General features: G+C 58.3%; 16 protein-coding genes and 1 pseudogene. 7 read left to right on the forward strand and 10 right to left on the reverse strand.

The window, feature by feature from the left end:
* Nucleotides 1–3: 3 nt before the first annotated feature.
* Nucleotides 4–741 (reverse strand): SDR family oxidoreductase, encoded by a 738-nt coding sequence (locus AC1Q6Z_RS33750; RefSeq protein ID WP_492650561.1) that lies wholly within the window; start codon nt 739–741, stop codon nt 4–6.
* Between the two features lie 109 nt (nt 742–850).
* Here AC1Q6Z_RS33750 and AC1Q6Z_RS33755 point away from each other — a divergent pair, with 109 nt between their 5' ends.
* From AC1Q6Z_RS33755 to AC1Q6Z_RS33765, 3 genes are all read left to right on the forward strand, one after another.
* Nucleotides 851–1792, forward strand: a complete 942-nt coding sequence (locus tag AC1Q6Z_RS33755) for a LysR family transcriptional regulator (protein WP_492650585.1) — start codon at nt 851–853, stop codon at nt 1790–1792.
* 219 nt (nt 1793–2011) lie between these two features.
* Nucleotides 2012–3199: an SIR2 family protein gene (locus tag AC1Q6Z_RS33760; protein ID WP_492650562.1), complete on the forward strand. Its 1188-nt coding sequence runs from the start codon at nt 2012–2014 to the stop codon at nt 3197–3199.
* Nucleotides 3200–3214: 15 nt separating this feature from the next.
* Nucleotides 3215–5854, forward strand: a complete 2640-nt coding sequence (locus tag AC1Q6Z_RS33765; protein ID WP_492650563.1) for a hypothetical protein — start codon at nt 3215–3217, stop codon at nt 5852–5854.
* Nucleotides 5855–5935: 81 nt separating this feature from the next.
* On the opposite strand, the gene AC1Q6Z_RS33770 is transcribed toward AC1Q6Z_RS33765, so the two are convergent.
* Nucleotides 5936–6652, reverse strand: a complete 717-nt coding sequence (locus AC1Q6Z_RS33770) for a hypothetical protein (RefSeq protein WP_492650564.1) — start codon at nt 6650–6652, stop codon at nt 5936–5938.
* 1 nt (nt 6653) lies between these two features.
* Nucleotides 6654–9191, reverse strand: coding sequence for an HsdM family class I SAM-dependent methyltransferase (locus tag AC1Q6Z_RS33775; protein ID WP_492650565.1), 2538 nt, complete (start codon nt 9189–9191; stop codon nt 6654–6656).
* 111 nt (nt 9192–9302) lie between these two features.
* Here AC1Q6Z_RS33775 and AC1Q6Z_RS33780 point away from each other — a divergent pair, with 111 nt between their 5' ends.
* Nucleotides 9303–9764 carry a hypothetical protein gene (locus AC1Q6Z_RS33780; protein WP_492650566.1) on the forward strand — a complete coding sequence of 154 codons (462 nt, stop codon included), beginning with the start codon at nt 9303–9305 and terminating at the stop codon, nt 9762–9764.
* A gap of 182 nt (nt 9765–9946) precedes the next feature.
* Here AC1Q6Z_RS33780 and AC1Q6Z_RS33785 read toward each other — a convergent pair whose 3' ends face one another.
* From AC1Q6Z_RS33785 to AC1Q6Z_RS33795, 3 genes are all read right to left on the reverse strand, one after another.
* Nucleotides 9947–11086 (reverse strand): RHE_PE00001 family protein, encoded by a 1140-nt coding sequence (locus AC1Q6Z_RS33785; protein ID WP_492650586.1) that lies wholly within the window; start codon nt 11084–11086, stop codon nt 9947–9949.
* 252 nt (nt 11087–11338) lie between these two features.
* Nucleotides 11339–12415, reverse strand: coding sequence for a DNA topoisomerase IB (locus tag AC1Q6Z_RS33790; protein WP_492650567.1), 1077 nt, complete (start codon nt 12413–12415; stop codon nt 11339–11341).
* Between the two features lie 84 nt (nt 12416–12499).
* Nucleotides 12500–13201 (reverse strand): DUF72 domain-containing protein, encoded by a 702-nt coding sequence (locus AC1Q6Z_RS33795; RefSeq protein ID WP_492650568.1) that lies wholly within the window; start codon nt 13199–13201, stop codon nt 12500–12502.
* A gap of 131 nt (nt 13202–13332) precedes the next feature.
* Here AC1Q6Z_RS33795 and AC1Q6Z_RS33800 point away from each other — a divergent pair, with 131 nt between their 5' ends.
* Together AC1Q6Z_RS33800 and AC1Q6Z_RS33805 are read left to right on the forward strand one after the other, a co-directional pair.
* Nucleotides 13333–13548, forward strand: a complete 216-nt coding sequence (locus AC1Q6Z_RS33800) for a DUF3072 domain-containing protein (protein WP_492650569.1) — start codon at nt 13333–13335, stop codon at nt 13546–13548.
* Nucleotides 13549–13650: 102 nt separating this feature from the next.
* Entirely contained in the window at nt 13651–13929 is a 279-nt protein-coding gene (locus AC1Q6Z_RS33805) for a hypothetical protein (protein WP_492650570.1), read from the forward strand.
* Here the strand turns inward: AC1Q6Z_RS33805 and scpB are convergent.
* Both scpB and AC1Q6Z_RS33815 read right to left on the reverse strand, forming a co-directional pair.
* Entirely contained in the window at nt 13919–14629 is a 711-nt protein-coding gene (scpB, locus tag AC1Q6Z_RS33810) for an SMC-Scp complex subunit ScpB (protein ID WP_492650571.1), read from the reverse strand. The two genes, AC1Q6Z_RS33805 and scpB, sit on opposite strands and share 11 nt — an antisense overlap.
* Nucleotides 14630–14631: 2 nt before the next feature.
* Nucleotides 14632–15585: a DUF1403 family protein gene (locus AC1Q6Z_RS33815; RefSeq protein ID WP_492650572.1), complete on the reverse strand. Its 954-nt coding sequence runs from the start codon at nt 15583–15585 to the stop codon at nt 14632–14634.
* 209 nt (nt 15586–15794) lie between these two features.
* On the opposite strand from AC1Q6Z_RS33815, the pseudogene AC1Q6Z_RS33820 reads away from it, so the two are divergent.
* Nucleotides 15795–16835 (forward strand): annotated as a pseudogene (locus AC1Q6Z_RS33820) (tyrosine-type recombinase/integrase).
* Between the two features lie 49 nt (nt 16836–16884).
* Here AC1Q6Z_RS33820 and AC1Q6Z_RS33825 read toward each other — a convergent pair.
* A complete protein-coding gene (locus AC1Q6Z_RS33825) occupies nt 16885–17232 on the reverse strand; it encodes a hypothetical protein (protein WP_492650573.1) in 348 nt (115 codons plus the stop codon).
* A gap of 574 nt (nt 17233–17806) precedes the next feature.
* Nucleotides 17807–18757, reverse strand: a complete 951-nt coding sequence (locus AC1Q6Z_RS33830) for a DMT family transporter (RefSeq protein ID WP_439632188.1) — start codon at nt 18755–18757, stop codon at nt 17807–17809.
* Between the last annotated feature and the right edge of the window lie 45 nt (nt 18758–18802).

Consider the following 18802-nt stretch of genomic DNA (forward strand, 5'->3'; position numbering starts at 1 on the left):
GGCTCAAACGAGACGCGAGCCGCCATCGATGTTGAGCACAGCGCCGTTCATCCAGCCATTGGCCATCAGGAAGACGACGGCAGCACCTGCTTCTTCAGCAGTGCCGACCCGGTGTAGGGGCAGCTTCTGCGCGAGGGATTCGAGATAGGCGGCGCGGCCATCTCCCAGCGTCTTGGACAGGATCGGCGTGTCGATTGGGCCTGGCGATAGCGTGTTGACCCGGCGTGGTGCGAGTTCCACCGCAAGCCCGCGGGCAAAAGCCTCCATTGCGGCGGAAGCGGCAGCTAGGACAGCCGTGCCATAGGCGTTCGGTCGATCAGCCAGTGCCCCAGAGATGAAGGTGATGGAGGCATCCGCAGACAGGTTGTCGCCAAGTGTCCGCAAGATGTGGATGGCTGCCCAGATGCGCTCTTCGAAGGCTCTACGCAGGTAGGTCACGTCGGCCTCCAGCACCTTGCCGGCGACGAAGGTCCCGGCCAAAAGAACCAGGTGGTCGACGTGGCCGATATCTGAGAGCGCCATCTGAATTGCTTCAGGGCTGGTGACGTCGGCTGCACGCCAGCCTTCGAAGTCATGCTCCGCGGCAACAGTTCGAGAGCGCTCATGGTCGGAGCCGAGCACCGTGACGCGTGCGCCTGCACCTTTTGCTTCGATGGCCGCCGCAAGGCCGATGCCTGATGTGCCGCCGACGATGAGGACGCGTTTACCTTTGAGGGTATTTGAGTGGTTGAATTCAGTCATATCAGACATCTCGATCTCCATTTGGCGCCTTTTCTGGCGCGATGGAAACAAGGTAGACCGGGTAATCGATCTTGATAATCAGGCTCGAATTCGCTTTACTCCTTCCATAGTGGAACGAATTCAATTCGACAGACTAACCGGTGTTATCGCGTTTGCGCGGACAGCTTCGCTTGGCAGCTTTGCGGCAGCGGCGCGATCATTGGCAATTTCGCCGTCGGCGGTCAGCAAGAGCGTTCAGAGGCTTGAGCAGCAGTTCGGCATAAGCCTGTTCACACGAACGACCCGATCCCTCACGTTGACACCGGAGGGGCGGGATCTGCATGAGCGGGCATTGCGCTTATTGCGGGAAGCCGAGGACATCGAACAGGCTGCTGTGGCCGCGCGCGCCGAACCTTCGGGTTTTATGAAGGTGACTGCCCCGCTCCCGATCGGAGTCCATTTGATCGCGCCGGCGCTGCCCGCGTTCAGGCAAAGATATCCCAAGGTTATCGTCGACCTTCGTCTTGGAGACCGGTTCACCGATCTGGTCGAAGAAGGGATTGATGTTGCGATCCGCGTCGGAGAACCGGCAGACTCCCGCCTAGTCGCCAAGAAGTTGGCGCCGAATAGAATCTGCGCGTTCGCTTCACCCGCTTACCTTGCCGCTCGCGGCGTACCGCAAAAGCCAGAGGACCTCATCGACCACGACTGCGTGAACTTCCGCTATCAAAGCAGCGGCCAGACCCTGCGTTGGCCCTTCAAGATCGGCGACAAGGTTCTTGAGATCATTCCGAATGCGGTCACCATCCTGGACAACAGTGATGCTGTTGCATCTGTGGTTGCCGCCGGTGGCGGGATCGGCATTTCTCCTACATATATTGCGGCGCCGTTTTTGGAAAACGGCAGGCTCGTGCCGATCCTGAAAGAGTTTTCCGTCGACCGCAGCCATATCAGTGCCTACTGGCCCGAAAGCCGGCGCAGCAATCCAAACGTCAAGGCGTTCGTTGCCTTTCTGGCGGAGATCTTCCCAAACCCGACGCCTTGGGACGTGCGCTTCAAAGAAGCTGAATAAGGGAAGTGGCAGCGGACTTGGTTGCAATGCTCTTGAAGGAATCAGAACCAGCGACCCGCTGTTCAGCACTACCAAACTATTGAAAAATCTTGCTCCCGCTTGTCCACGAGCGGATCAAAGCGATTTGGGTTCAACGAGAGGAATACCATCCACTGCGTTGCGGACAGCGCTGCTCGCGTCTAAGGTGCAACCACATCCCCTCTCACACGAAAGCCGCACGTGACCACCTCCATTGTTCTCGGCAAAGACCTTCCGCCCCTGCCCATGGATTTGCTCACGGCGAGAGATCATGGCGAAGTGTTGTTCATTGTCGGCGCCGGAGCCTCTTACCCGGCCCCCTCCTCACTTCCGGATTTCGGCGGTTTGGTCGCAGACATCTACGCGGAAGTAGATCCCGCGATGAGCAGACCACTCGCGGCCGTGCAGAAGAAGGGCGGCCCTAGCTGGGACACCGTGCCGGATCTTCTAACCCACCAACAGCGCACGGAGCTAAAGTTTTTTGCGCAACACGAATATGATGTTGTTCTTGGCATGCTGGAGCGTCGCATTGATGGCGACCCGAGCAAAGCCAGTACGCTTCGGCGGGCAGCGCAGACGGTGCTAGACCGGACGGTCGAGCCTAACCCCCTGCACTCGGCCCTCGTGCGTCTTGGTCAACGCTTCGGCCAGACGCTGCTAGTGACGACCAACTTCGATCGTCTTCTTAGCATAGCCGCTAGACGCGAAAGATATTCGGATTCCGCCTTTGCCCTCGGTGAGATTCCAAATCCCAGCCGAAACACTGAATTTGCAGGAATTCTGCACATCCACGGAATGCTGCCGCTCAAATCGCAAAGGGGCTCGGCGCTGATACTCACGGACCAGGACTTTGGCGACGCATATCTCAGGCGCCATATCGTCACATCCTTTCTCTACGACGCAGCCCGCATCTTTCACCTAGTTCTAGTCGGCTACAGCGCCAATGACTCCCCCGTGCGCTACCTACTGAACGCTATTGCCGCCGACGAGAGGCACTTCAATGACCTCAAGCCTCGTTACGCGTTCGTCGGTTGCGCACCGGGAGATGACCGCACGGCGATCGAATGGCAGTCGCGCGGTATTACGCCGATACCCTACGATCGAGCCAATAAACATAAGGCGTTGACTGAGGTATTGTCACGGTGGTCGGAGATCATCCCGGACAAGCGCAACACGGCGCGCGTGCAAACCTATCTGAAAACCGTCGCCAAGCTGGATCCTGATGGGCCAGACGGGGTCGCAGCCCAATCCTTCCTTCGATACTATATCAGCCGGTGCAACCCAAGCGAACAAGCAGAACTCGCGCGGCTCCTTGCCTCCTGCAAGGCATCACCGAAATGGCTCACGACGATGAACCAGGTGGTTCGCGATGCGCCGAGGAGACGTTAGGTGAGAGCACCGCGATTGTCGGATAACGATGCAATCATCGCGCAGAACACGCGCGTGTTTGCGATGGAACGTCTCGAAGACCGCGAATTCCTCGAATGGGCGCTCGCGTTGCGGTACGATCAGCTGGCGGAACGCGCTGCCCTCAAGGACCTTCTCGAGTTCCGCGTCGCAGATGTTGCAGAACCATACAGGCAGGCTTGGGTTTACCTACTCGAGTATTGGGACGATTCAACGACTGACGGTGCATATGATCGGCTGCTTCTTAAACGAGAACTGAAATCAGGCGCCTCTCCATCTCAAATAATCAAGCTCATTGCCGAAGCTGTTCGGCCGCGGATAAAAGTCCAGAGCGGCCAAAAATACGAAGCGTTCGGCCGCAAGCGCGCAAAGCATCCCAAAACCGTAGGAGATATCTTCTGGGTTTCGATTGATGGCGGGGAGCGGCTTACCCCCGAAGAGATTGGTTTGGCGGAGATCAACGACCGCGACTTTCTCTTCGAGCTGGCGACCGCGCTAAACGCTGTTCTGCTCACTGGGCTTAACCAAGCGCGGCGGATCGGGATGATTGCTAGCGATGCGGACTCGACGGTCTGGCTCGTTCATCGCGTCTATTTCGTGCCCGCGGGTCAGTTTGCTGAAGGAGGAGGAGAACCGGACCGCTACGGCAAAGGCTTTGCACCGACCACAAAGCTGCTTTACGCGGTTTTCGAACGCTTGGGCGAGATTGATCGTCCAGCTGCACTGCGGGTAATGACAGTCTGGGATGCCGATCGCTGGAAATTGTACAAGCGGCTTTGGGCAGCTGCTGCCCGAGATGAAGCCCTCGTCAGCGCCACCGAGGTCGGTCGATTCCTGGCTTCCTTGGACGATACCGAGTTCTGGTGGACGGATGCGTTTCCCGAGTTTGCGGAACTCCGTGCAGTCCGATGGTCTTCGCTTCCCGATGATGTGGTTGCGCCAATCGAGCGGCGGCTCGTCAATGGCGAACCGATTGCAAGACTGAAAAAGAGAATGGGAAAAGACAACGCCCAAAGAGCGGTTGCGCGCAGGAGCGTCACCGAATTGCAGCGAATTAAGGCTGGGGGTGGTCATCTTTCGATACCGACTGAAGCATGGCTAGCGAAGACTCTTCTTCAGCACCCCCGAGAAGGTGACGTGGCCTCCGTCACCGACGGCTTCAATCCTGGCGTTAGAACACTAATCGACGATCGAAGCGGCGATCCAACCTTTGGAGATGTTCCTTCTGCAAAACTTATTGACGAACTTGCGCGTCATCTGAGTGACGAAGGATGGGAAGGCAAAAGCCGCGCCGCTTCAGACTTCATTGGACGGAATCCTGATCTGATTCTTGATCTTCTTGCCAAAGCGCCGAAGTCGTTGGCTCGTGAAAAGGTGTGGCAGGCCTTCGGCTATGGTTTCAGGCCCTCCGATCTGAATGTTACGATCGACACGGCAAGCCCTGAAGATAAAGAGCTGATCCCCGTGGCCCTCAAAGCCTGTATCGAGATTGCCCGTCTAGACGAGGCGACGATCGAAAACGCGCTCCAGGGACTCACGTCCTGGATGTCGATCTGGGACCGGCTATTGAGTGGCGAGGACGATCTCATCCGGGCTTGGTTGGCTCTTTGGCCCATCGCAGTTAAAAAGACGAACCAAAACGCCGAAAGGAATGTTCCCCTGCGAGACCGCAGCTACTCTAGCGCTGTCGGCAATCTCGTTTCTGCTTTTATGCAAGCGTGCCCGAGCTTCAAGAAAGACACGAAACCGCTATCTGACTCACCATGGCGCGACGCGTTGGCCGGCATCGAACAGACGGAAGGCGAAGCGAAGCTACAGGCACAATATCAGTTGCTCAGCAGCTTCAATTACTACTGGGCGGCCGACGAAGTTTGGTCACGAGTGAACCTCCTTGAGCCTCTGATCTCGGCCGCTGGTGCGAGTATCGAACTCTGGCATGGTTTCGTCCATAGTCGCTTCCTGCCTCCGAAAAGCGTCCTGGAAGAGTTGGGACCGCACATGATCGCCGCGGCGGCAGGAGACGAATTGCTGGACGAAGCTCGGGGCTCGCTCAGCCAGCGGGTGGTGTTTTCGACGATCATTGATATGCGCGACGGCCAGAAGCTGACAATTCCCTCTCACCTGACGCAGCAGATGCTGCGTATCGGGGGAGATCCGGTACGAACCCGTGCGCTCGATGCGATGAAAAATTATCTCAAAGACGACAAGGCAGAGCCAAAGGATCCCGGTGAAAAGTTTGGGATAGTCAAGAAGCTCTTTCAGGAAGTTTGGCCAAAGGAATTGACGCTCTCATCTCCGACATTGTCGGACGCTTTCGCCGATTTCCCGGCGGCAGCCGGCGACAACTACGCTGAGGCCACCGAACTCATCCTGCCGTATCTTACACCATTTCAGTGTTGGTCGCTCTGGGATTACGGGATACTTGACCGCAGTGCTGATGAGCGAACAATCACGGGTGTAGATTCCGCAAGAGATGCGAGCGCTTTGCTATCAGTACTGGATAAAACGGTTGGTGCTGAGGATGGCGCAATTATCCCGAATGGACTCGATAAAGCCCTAAAGCATATCGCTTCGAAGAGCCCGCGTCTTGAGTCGGATATTCGGTTCCAAAGGTTGCTAACTCTATCCCGCCGGTAGATATTGGAAACGTTCGCGTCCGAACCAGAGATCTGGTGGCGACGGGTTGCAAACGGCTGCAACGCGGCGCGAGACGTCGGATCACATTTCTATCCAGAGGTGGTCAATCCTAATCGGCTGAAGGCCTGATCGACGAACATGCTTCGACTGCAATGCAGACACACGTTCAGGATCATAACTCTGGATCAACGCGAGTTTATCGTCTGCGGACCATCCGACCGTCGGCTCAGCGACGATGGCATCAATCCAAGCATCTATTTGCCGAACCCAGTGATGGACATCGCCTTCTTGAATGTAGCCTATCATTGCCGCCCGTGAGTGAGCTGCGCCGTGGTGACCCGCCTTGAAGCGTTGGACTCCGCCAGTGGAAGTGTACTGGCTGATCAGGTACTCGCGCTCATCACGATCGACGCCTGGTGGAGTTGGCAGCCGCTTGCACTCAATTGGAAGGAGCGTCTGATATTCGTTGTACTCACGCCCCGCTAACCAGATGATCTGGCCTCGCGGCGCGGCGACCAGATCAACCGCGCGTCTCGCATCAGTGTCGTCTGGCTCTTCACGGCGGAACTGAAGAATATCCCAGCCTGGAGAATGACGGGTCAGGCTGTTCAGTCTTGCGCACAGTTGTGCCGTCAATCGGGTCTCACCATGAACGGTTTCCCGCGCAGGATCATCTCGCCAGGCGGGTAATGCGGCAGCGATGAACTCAAGAAGGGACGAAAGCCACTCGCCGGTAACCTGAACGCCGGCATTAAGAGCGCCGGCTTGGCTTGAATACTCCCCGTTTTCGGCCAGCATATCAGAAACCTTGAGCCCTTAAATCGGCGAGCATATCGTCAGCGTCGCGCAACGCTACAGAACGTGTCCAAAACCGGTGACGGTCCGGCTTCAAAAGGAAGACGAAGTTGCGATCATAGAGCCTCATCACCCTCGCAATCGTAAGCCCGGACTGCCGGCGCTCATGCAATAACTCATCCAGCTTCAGATGAAGCTCTTCCGCGCCCGACCAATCGACGGCACCATCGCCGAAAGCATAGGCTTTGCAGATAGCTCCAGCCCAGTGATAGCTATGCAACGACCGCAGTGGATTGCGCCGATAGACGGCATTTACTTGCCCTGCCAAAATCTTATCGAACGAAACAAGGGCCTGCTCCGGAGCCCTGCGCATCAGGGCGGCGTCTGTCCCGCGACGAATGAAATCGCGCTGAAACTCAACGATATCCTCGGCAATGATCCGCTCATTTTCGCTTAGATCAAGGTCGTGATCAGCGGGATAGGGGAGAGACAGTATATCCGCGCTCAAAATCGCCGTGGCTCGCTGGACGAACAAGCTTGCACTCACGCCTGCAACGTAAGCTTTCAACACGACACGCTCTTTCTGTAGCCACGACTCGATCGCCCTCAGTTGGGACAAGTCGTTTCGGCCAGAAGCTATGCCGACGATACGATGCTTGTACGCGAGGTAATGACCTTCCCAAAGCCCGTGATGAAGGTCTTCGTTTTCTTTGATCAAGAGATAAGGCGGCGTAAATCTTCGCGCGGTTTTGGTATCCTTGATTGGCCGATCGGGAACAGTGACGATTGCCTCAGTGTCAATACCGTCCTCCGAGAGGGCCTCCGTCGGCAGGAGGGGTTTTCCCACCAGGTGATCAGCCGGCCTCGAGATCCCTTTCAGACCAGCAATGTAACCTTCACCGAAGTCCCATCCACGTTCAACTGCATAGTCGCGCAGCGTGGGGAACTTTCGCAACCGTTCAATCAAGACTCTCACGCGACTTCCGCCTAGCAGATTTGCGCGCCAGACATCGCCAGATGCACCGATGTCCGCATTCCTCAGCCAATGAAGATCGTAGTAATCAATATCAAAGCCCTGTTCAGCGGTGGCTCTGCCGTTACGGCGAAACACAGCATGTAGCAGCTTGCCGTCAGGGGTCGCCTCTTGCGCTTCAGCTAAAACCACAACGATTTTCGGATCCGCCTCGCCTTTTTTGAACAGTCCTCGAACCGAAACGAAATCCAGAATTTCTCGTACACGCCAATTCGCGAAAAAGCGTTTTCGGAACGAAGAAACGTTTTGATTGTAAAGAAATCCTGCTGGCTCAATCATCGCCAAGATGCCGCCGGGCCGCAAAGAAACCATCGCCTCATGCAGGAAAAGGTAGGCAAGTTGATTGTCAGCTAGAGCGCCGTATTGTTCACTGTAACGCTTGTACGCGCGCTTCGCACCGTCAGTGGTTAGAGAAGACTCAAACGGAGGGTTGCCAACAATTACGGCTACGTGGTCTGTGAGGAGACCTTTCTCTCGGGCCTCGAAGAAACAGCTTCCATGCAATGAGACACCGTTCAATTGCGGAAAAAGCTTGATGCTTGCTCGGATCTCCTCGGGGTCAAGCGCGTCGCATAAGCTCAGGCATAGGCTGAACGCAGCGAGCTCGACCGCGCCATCTTCTAAATCGATACCGTGTATACGAAGCAACAATTGTCGGAGTGTACCGACGTCTGGCTTTCTCCAGCCGTGGCGCGATCGCCAATGAAGGACAAGCCTCTTAAATGCTTCAACGAGAAAAACACCCGAGCCACATGCCGGATCGAGCAACACGCCGTCGCTCGCCATGAGCTCATCCAACCTATCCCAGCTGAGTGCCTCTTCAAGCATAAGCCGAACGAGTGCTGGCGGGGTGTATATAGAACTCGCGGCGTCTTTGACGAAGAGCTGATAGATATTGCTTATAAGCTCGACGGGTAGGTCTCGAAACGAATAGAGCCGCCAAAAATTGCCTTGCCCGTTCTCATCCTCGTATCCTTGCACAAGCTTCGCATAACGAGATAAGTCCACGCTTCTCTGCAGCGCAACGCGCTCCTCGTCCTGCAGTCGGAAGACATGTCCGTTAAACCGCGCCTCCAGCATCTCCAAGAGCTTTATTAAGGCTGGAGCGTCAGCCAGCACCTGAAAGAAATGCTCCGCGCCAGGAAGCACTTTCCCGAAATCATCGGGAAGCAAGACCGACCGTTCCTCCAAATATGCGATCAACAAGGTAAGGATAAGCAGCCGGCGGCGCAGCTGTGCATCGAGGAGATGGCTATCTGTGAGCTGACCAGCCAGCACCCGTACTCCAGCCACTAGCTTGCGATGTGCTGACTTTGTGGCCGAGAGCATTAACTCGCAAGCGTCAGGATCGTCCCAGATGGCGCCGTTGCGAATCCGTTTCGCATCCCACCAGATTTCCGCCGCGGTGATATCGGCACCCAACTGGAGCGTTCGGATAGGATTGCAAACGGGGACATCGTTCGGCCCCAAGAAGTCCGGCGCATGCGCGCACCTGAACAGCTGGATCACTCCAGGTCCAACCCGATACAGCAGTGGAACGCCCCCCCAGCTCCAAAGACGCTTATGGAGCTCAGCGAATTGCTTTTCGTCAGGATGATCTTTTGCGTCGAATATTAATGCTTGAGCGATAGAAGGACGGCCGTTTCGCTGCGCTTCGAAAAACACGGCCCGAGCACCGTAGCTGCGAGCACGCTCGATTACTGCGACGACCTCTGGCAGGTGACTCGTCGCGTCAAAGTCTCTGACAGCGACCAACCCATCAACGGGAGGGAGAGTGTCGTTTTCACCGATGGCAAAAAGCCACTCAGCCGACTTTGCAGCGGCTGCATCAGCGACCGGCGTCATGACCGCACCAAAAGTACGTCGCTGCGCGGTGTTTGGCGGAGACGATCAAGCACCTTTGCGCCTCATCTTGACCAGCTCGAACCCTTCTTTCAGGAGGTCCGTCATCGTTATTCCATGAGCAACGGCAAAGCCCTTGAACTCACGTTTGAAATCGTCGCTTACTTTGAAATTGAGAGACTTGCTATCCGCGTCAGCCACGTCGCGAACGTTATCTTTGTCTGCCTGAGCCAATCTTGAAACCTCATGCAAAGAGTTCGCGCAGTCATCGGATTAGATCAATATAATGATTTCCAGCTTTCCGACAAGCTGGATTTATTGAATTATGGAAAGGATGAAATAAAGATTTCTTTAGTGCGTGAACCATTGCCATTTTAGGTCACAAACAAAGCCAATTTCATATTGGCCCCTCGATAGGGCCATCAAACGATCCCCCACGCCCGAAACCTCCCCCTGCCCGTCATCTCCCTGAGGCCGAGTTCCAAAACAATCCGCCGCGCCGCCTGCGGCGTCACCTCGAGCGTCGTCGCCACCATCCCGGCCGACACCAACGGCTTCGCCATCACCAGCTCGACCAGTTCCGGCAGCTTCGACGAGGTCCGCCGCCCCGCCAGTTTTCGCTCGAACATCGTTTTCGCCAGCGTCAGCCGATCATGCTCTTTCATGCCGATCTCGGCGGCCGCCAGAAATCCGTGAGCGATAGCGAGCAGCCGGGTTTCCCGATCGCGATGCCGGCGTCGATCGACGGAAATGGTTTTGAGGCCGAGATTGATGGCCGCGAGATGGGCGCCGGTTGTAACGCCGGCCTGGCGCAGGATCGACGCGCCAAACAGTCTGCCAAGCCATGGCGCGTGCTGCAGGACGGAAAGCTCGTTCCAGGCATCGAGGGCGACGATCGCCTGCAGCGCCGCCGGGAAGTTTTCGGCCTGGCGCAGGACGCCGCGCCACTCGTTGAGCCGGGCATCCTCGTCCCAGTCGAGGTCATAGATGATCGGATCTTTTTCCGACGCGCTGCCACGGCCGGGCCGTGTTGCGTTTTCGATCGCAGCCTCGGATCGGGTGAGCACAGCATCAATGGCGGCATAGTCGACGCCGGGCAGATTTTCGACGTCGTCGGCGTCATCCCCCTCCCCTTCCCGATCGTCCGCGACGGTGCGCCGGATGGCACCGATCGTCTGCGCCTCTTCCGTGTCAGCCGTCGTGATCTCCGCGTTTTTCCGCAGCGAGCGGATGCCGTCGGCAGAGAACGCCCAATCCGGGGATTGGCCGGCGATCCGCCGACGAGTGCGCAGGACGTCGCGGGCGATTGTCAGCTCGTGGGTGGGTGTGCGAATATCCTTCGTGGCGTCGTGAAGAATGAGGTCTTCCAAGTGGACGAGCTCGCCGTCGATCCACAGCGATGCACAGGCATCGGTGAATTGGGTGCGTTCGACTAAGCCCTGGCCGACCGGCGAACGGGCGATGCGCTCATCCAGACGCGTAAGGGCGAGACCCGCCCGAAAAGCCGGCTCCATCAGGGCTGTCATACTGATTTTCGCGAGATCGTAAGCCATTGATATTATGGTAAACGATTTGCTAAGAGAACTCTATAGCAATATTGCAGTTCGTCACATGGTATGTTTGTGGGTTGGACTGATAACCATCGATAACATGCGTTTATTGATAGTCTATTTGAGATGTTGAGCGCCTATTGCATCACATATAATAAGATATTGAGATGCCGCGCTTTATTGGAATTGTCAGCCGTTTCGGTGTACTTACCCAAGCCTATGGAAAGGCTGGAACAAAGAAACTAATCTCGCCGCCCGTTGCTATTACGTCTCTATAGAAGCAGCCGAACGCTTTTTAAGCCAACGTAGGACGCGGATTTCCTCCTCGTCGAGCCACTGTTGGAACCGCTCGCTCCTGGTCTTCAGCTTAAGCACATCGCTCAGCATTCCAGCTTGAAAATCCTCGAACACCGCCGGATGTATATACGAGGAGCGACAGACCGAGCGAGTGTTGACGAGTTTCGAAGCGACTGCATCGATCGCCCCGTTAAGCTGGCGAGCAAGGTCGCGCTTGGTCGCTGCGACCTCAAGCGAAGCAAGAGCTTCAACCGCCATGCAGGTGGCACCCCATGTCCGGAATTGCTTTGAACTGAAGTCCTCGCCGGTAATTTCGCGGATATATGAATTTACGTCGTGCGAAGAAATCGGTCTGCATCCGCCCTCATCGCAAACATATTGAAAGAGGTGTTGGCCGGGCAACTCCTGGAGCTTTCGCACGACGTTGGCAATGCGACGATCGCTATGAGCAAGGTTCCATTCCTTGCCCGACTTCCCTTTAAAGCGGAACCTAAGGCTGCCACCTTCGACCTTCACATGGCGATTGCGCAGAGTCGTCAGACCATATGACTTGTTCGCCTCGGCATACGCGGCGTTACCGACGCGGATGTACAGGTTGTCGAGCATCCACACCACGGTAGCCAAGGCTTTATTCATTGTCAGGCCGCGAGAGCGTAAATCTATCTCAACACGCTCACGCAGATCTGGCAGGCGATCGGCAAAGTCGGTGAGCCGTTCGAACTTGGCTCTTCCCCGATGCGCGTGCCAGTCGGAGTGGTAACGATACTGGCGACGGCCTCGCGCGTCCTTGCCGATCGCCTGGAGGTGAGAGAACGGGTTGGTCGAAATGATGACATCGGTATAGGCTGGCGGTACCGCCAAGGCATTCAATCGAGAGATCTCGGCAGCTTCCGTGATCCGTCGGCCGTCCGGTCGATAGTACATGAAACCTCTGGCGCCCAACTTGCGGGTGATGCCGGTCTCTAATCCAGGAACGTACACCAGGCCTGATGCCAGCTTGGCTTCCACGGCGATCGTGTCGATTTCAGTGAGGGTCTGGTTCATTTCGCCATAACTCCCAGAAATTTATGCTGTTCCTTCACGCAGCCTAATCTCTGCCATCACTGTCATTTTCGCTTCGGCGATTTGCTACCGCTTCAGATGGAAATCAACCAGCGTCAGCGCGTTTTCGATCGCTGCCCCGGAGGCGGTATTGTCGAACACGCACCAGCTATCCGCCGCCAACAGGTCTGAGAACGGCTTGATCTCCTCGTCGGCGTAGCTCGAGTAATAGATCTTCGGCTTGCCGTGGAGACGGACGTATTTTGGCGGTGTGTCAAAATCTTTCGTCGGCCACACCGGCGCCGGATCCGCAAGAACCCGATTGATCGCGTAGCTCTTTAGCAGATCCAGCGCCTCGGCCGACGCCCAGCTCTTGTGTCGTACCTCAATGACGATCGGTCCGTCATCGGCCTTCCGTACTGTATTAAACGCACTGTCCAGCGCGTCCGCGTCGAAGGCCAGCGACGGCGGCAACTGGCAAAGCAGAGGTCCTCTTTTCGTTCCGAGCGGCGTGATATCTTCAAGGAACGTGCCGAACGGCTCGGCGATGTCTTTCATCGCGCGGGTGTGAGTGATCTCCTTGGGAATCTTGACCGCGAACCGAAAGCTGTCCGGCACGGATTCCGCCCACCGCGCGAAGGTCGATGCCTTGTGCCGACGGTAGAAGGTGGAATTGATTTCGACGCCGTCGAACACCGATGCATATGGGGTGAGGCGATCTCCTTCCTGCGCAAACCGGTCGGCCACCTTTTTGGGAATGGACCAGGCGGCGGTGGCAATGATCGGCAATCGTCTTCTCCTCGACTTGCGAATTCGCAAGCGAACGAAGGGCCGATACCGGAGTTCCGTGAGCCGATCGAGTAGAAAGCGGAACCATCAGCGACAAAAGAACGTTTGGAGAACGAATCTAGGAGGCACTTATGACTGACAACCCGAAAACCGATACCTCTTCCAACACGCAGAAAGACCCGGACGACTGGGTCAGCGGCGACGAGCCGATGACCGGGGCGCAGCGCTCCTATCTCAAGACCCTGTCGGAGCAGGCACACCAGCCCGACGCCTACGCTGAGGATTTGACCAAGGCAGAAGCCTCGAAGCGCATCGACGAACTCAAGCAGTCGCTTGACCTGGAATGACGCATCAACCGGTGGCACATCAAACTCCAGCGGTGGACGTCCCATACGGAACTTTTGTGCGCTGCAGCACTTATGGTTGGTCAACCGTAAAAGGACGCGACCATGTCAGACCTGAAGCTTGGTGAACCGATCCCGACAGGCATTCCCGGCAATGAACCGGTCAACAGCGCAGAAGTGCAAGACGCCACCGAGGCGGTGGTACGGCCGTTCGAGCGGTCTATCGGCAGCATGACGGCCGCCTACTCCGACAGCCCGTTATTCGATCAATTACTGCTGTTCCCGATGAAGCTCGGCCTGTCGATGGCACTTGCCTCGACGGCGATGCTCGTCAGCCCGATTGCGATAACAAAACGGCTGCAAACGACGGGCATTACTCAATAAAGGACATTTCTTCGTCCGTTTCGTTCTCGCCGCCTTCCGAGGCGGCGATTTCGTTTTGAACCGCATGTCGGCTCAGCAGGCCGGCATCCTCCAGCGCTTCGATGTTCGGCAGGTCGCGCAACGTCTCCATGCCGAAGGCCGAGAGGAAGTGCGGCGTGGTCACGTAGGTATAAGGTGCGCCCGGAGTCGGACTACGCGGCCCGGAGCCGATGAACCCCGCGCCGCGCAGATTGCCGATGACGTCGCGGCTGACTTCCTTGCCAAAAATCTTCGACAGTTCGCCGCGGGTGACGGGTTGGAAATATCCCACCGCCATTATCACCATCGCCTCGAACTCGGAAAGGGCTGCTGTCCCTCCCCGCGTCGGCGCCGACGAGGCGCGGATTGTCTCGGCGAACCGTGGCCGGGTCCGATGCTGCCAGCTTCCGGCGACCGACACCAGTTCGTAGGGCCGGTCTCGTAATTCCTCGATCAGATCGTCGATCAGCAGATCGGTGCTGCATTCCTTTCCCACCAACCGCGCCAGCGTCTCGCGGCTGACCGGTTCCGCCGAGGCAAAGATCACCGCCTCGATCCGCATCATCCATTCCCGCCAGCGCATTTCTGGCGGCAGGTCTTCCAGTTCCCGATCGTACAGGATCTCTTGCTGTCGCTCTTTCGCATGACGCCGGTTGGCTTTGACTGTGCTCACTTCGGCCATGGTCACAACCCGAATATTCGGAAGGAGAAACGGCCGGAGAGTTCTTGTACAGCATCAAAACTCTCGAGCCGATCGAACAGCCGGTTGGCCGCCCAGCGAGACAGATTGCTGCCCGGCGCGGACGCCGGCACGGCATCGTCGGTCAGCAGCCTCCGGATGACCGGATCGGCGCCCTTGGTACGCACCTTCGGCGCCACGGCCAGCAACCGCGCGGCGTGGCGGTCGATGTCCACTGCAGACCGTAGCGCGGCCTCAACGCCGTCCACCAATGCCAGGCAGATTGCTTTCGGATAGGCCGGCTCGCATGGCCGGACGCGACCGCGGCCACCGATGGTGCGGAACGCCGGGCCAAACCGCTCGGACAACAGCAGCGGCACGGGTTTCGGCCAGTTCAGCTTTTTCGCCAGCACGAGTTCGGCGAGGCTAAGGGCCATTACCTCGGCGTCCGGGCGAACGGCAGAGATCGCCGTTATCAGGTCCGCCACCGCGAAGGGTGCTGCTCGCCCGGACTGATTTGCAGAATCGACGATCTCGGGGATCGACGCAAGGCTGTCGTCCCACTTCATCCCCAGCAGCGCGGCAAGCTCCTCAACGAAGGGTGTGGTGATTGTCCCAGATCGGCGCGCCAGCATTCGTATGGCCAGAAGCAGCTTGCCGGCCGGACCGGGATCGTCGCCGGGTGCGGTCAGCAGGATAGCATCACGCAACGCGTGTTCGTCCTCGCTGCGGCCGAGCATTTTGGCGGCGACAGCGGCGGATTTGAGGGCGAGGCGATCGCGCCAGCAGCCGATCCACGGCGGGTCTGCACGGATCAGATCGTCAAGTGATTTCAGGCCGATACCAGCTGCAAAGGCGGCGTCGGATTCCGTGATGTCGTGAGTTCGCGGCCGCGTCCAGCTTGGCAGACGAGACGACCACATCGGGGTCGGTGGAGCGGTAACGGCAAGCGAATCCATGCGTGGGAGCATAAATCGCGGGCGCGGTTTATACCAGCAATATCGAGCTCAACCGCACGGCATGTCGGCGACATAATATGTCCGATAATCTTGCATTATCGTTTATTTCTCTCTTTATAAAAGGAATGGCCCGAATCGTCGAGGAGAACAGCGATTTTCATGCTCTGGAGAGCTCCGCGCCGCCGTAGAGCGCGCCGGCGGCCCACGGCATTTCCACCGCCGTCGCCGCGGCCTCAACGCCCCCTCCCCTGCCGGCCCAGCTGCGGGACCTCACCGGGCGTGCCCGCGGCTACCTCGAGGCCGTCAGTTCCGCTAACAAGCGAAAAGCCTACACCTCCGACTGGAAGCACTTTTCCGCCTGGTGCCGGCGCCAGAATTTTTCGCCCCTCCCCCCCGGATCCGGCAGCCGTCGCGCTCTACATCACCGCTTGCGCCTCAGGCAGCACCGTTGGCACAGCCGGCCGCAGCAGCAAGCCCAACAGCGTTTCCACCATCGAGCGCCGCCTAGCCGCTATCGGCTGGAGCTGCGCGCAGCGCGGCATGCCGCCCGATCGCAAGGATCGCGCGATCGCCACCGTGATGACCGGCATCCGCAACAGGCACGCGGCCCCGCCCGCCAGAAGGAGGCGATCCTGCCGGAAGAGCTGATCGCCATGCTGGAGACGCTGGAGCGCGGCACGCTCCGGGGCCTGCGCGACCGGGCCATGCTGCTCACCGGCTTTGCCGGCGGCCTGCGCCGCACCGAGATCACCGGGCTCGACCTTGGCCGCGACCAGACCGAGGACGGCCGCGGCTGGATCGAGATCTTCGACAAGGGCGTATTGGTGACGCTGCGGGGAAAAACCGGCTGGCGCGAGGTCGAGATCGGCCGCGGCTCGTCGGACGCCACCTGCCCCGTTGCGGCGCTCGAAACATGGATCCGCTTCGCGCGCATCGCCAAGGGTCCCTTCTTCCGCCGCGTCACCGGCCAGGGCAAGGCAGTCGGCCTGGACCGGCTGAACGACCAGGAGGTCGCCCGCCTCGTCAAGAAGACAGCACTCGCCGCCGGCGTGCGCGCCGTCCTTCCCAACGGCGAGCGGGTCCTGCTGTTCGCGGGCCACTCGCTCCGCGCAGGTCTTGCCTCTTCGGCCGAGATCGAGGAACGTTACGTTCAGAAGCAGCTGGGCCATGCATCGGCCGAGATGACGCGTAAATATCAGCGCCGGCGTGACCGCTTTCGCACCAATCTCACCAAGGCGTCGGGGCTCTGATCGATAGCCGGCTGAGTGCTCCGACAATCAATTGCTCTCATCCCCTGCTTCAGGCCGTCTCTCTCGGCAGCGTATCTTCAAACCGCTCATGCTGCGGACCATCGAGGACAACGGCTTCGATGTTCTCGCAGGACCTGACCTGAAGACGCAGAGGGATATTGTTGCCAGGCCCGATCTGGTTCATCAGCCAACCGAGACAGTGCGCTTCCTCTCCCGGCGGATGCTCATGGCACGCCATGGCGCGGCCCGTGCCGACCAACGATCCGGGCGCCGCGATGGTGCTGGCGAGAGAGCGATGCAGCGCCTCGCTGTAGCCGTCCGGAATATCGTGCGGGTCCGTGGAAACCTTCCAGGGACATTTCGCACATTGCCTGACGCGCTTCAGTTTCCAGTTCATCCCAATGACAATCCTTCGTGCATGGCCCGATTTACAGCCATGCGGCTTCGTCCAAGTTAATTCGACCGCAAAAGGGGATCACGCGGCTCCCCTCCCCTACTCCAAGGCGGGACGGATCGGGTGTAATTCGGTAGCAAATTTTGAGCTTGATGCTTCAATTGAAATCGGGAAGTCAAACCGAAAGACGTTTACAAACGATCGGTGATCAGCGTGCGCAGCCTTTGAACAAAGGCTGCGCAGATCTCGGGATATGCCGATAAAAGCCGCCCGATCGTCTTAGGCGACCTATGAAGTGCGGCTTGTTGCCAGGCACCTGGGCGCTCTTTAAGGCGGGTGCTCGCGAAGGCTATCTCTCGGCCATTGCCGGTGCTGCCTATCGGGACGGAGCATCGGTCGTTGCGCTCGCTCAAGCCTCCATGGCCGGAGCAACCGATCTTGTTCAAGGAAGTCCAAGACCGCTGAGCAGCCCGGCGGCGGAGCTAGCCGCTGCAGTCGATGTGGTGCCGCGAAAGTCCGAAATCCTACTACAAAATCGCCAACACTGAGTTGTCAGAGATAATCTTATCGCAAAAAATCAGACTTGGGCTGCTGACTTTTGCGGCACCCCGGATAGCGCACGCCGCTTGCTGAAAACCGCAATGGCGGAACATACACCGGCGAACTGCATCGTCGCCCCGATCGCCTCGGCAGGAGTTGGAAACCGGCCCTCGAATATGAAACCATAAGCGAGGCCGAAGACGGTTTCGGCCACGATGAGCTGGGCAGCAAGCGCCAGCGGCAGGCGATGTGAAGCTATCACCCAGCACCAGGTTGCAAACCACGAGCCCGCTAACCCCATCACCAGCGCCCATGCGACGAAGCGGGCGGTTTCCCAAGCAGACGCCGTGCTCACCAGATCGAACGAGGCCAGCGGCAACAGGAGAAGGCTTCCGATCGCCGCGCCAACGCCCTGCAGTCCTACCCATTGTAGGCCATCCGGCGGGGCGGTCGAGCGCATGACAGCGGCATTCGCCAGTCCATAGGCGATCCAGATAGTCAACGCTGCCGAACTGGCAAGAACGCCAAGTAGGATCGACGTCATATCCGCAACGTCGGCCACGCCGATCGTCGCGACGTTGACGATCACCACGCCGATCGCGATCAGCGCCAGGGGCAGCGTTAGTGCCGCCCATGGCGCGGAGCGATCCCTGAGATTGGCGACGATTGCCAGGAACACCGGCATGGTGCCGATGATAACAGGCGGAACGGCCGCGCCCGCGAGTTCGACGGCAAACGCCGCACTGATGAAGTACCCAACATATCCTGCCCCGCCGAGGAGCAGCCCAATCAGAAGCCGTGAGGGCGCAAAGCCGGTTGGGCGGAACCGCCGATCGGCCATCAACAGCAGGCAGGCCAGCCCAAATATGCCATAGCGGGCGATCGTCAGATCCCATGCCGTGAACGGGGCGACGGCGCGCGGCGCGATAAACGTCAGCCCCCATAAGGCGCAAGTGGTGAGGCCGGCGATGATCCCAAGCAGCATCATTGTCTCCTATTGGAGCCATCATGCAATGCGTCCCGCCCCGATTTA

It is taken from the genome of Shinella sp. GW835-FHT14H05 (assembly GCF_058793575.1).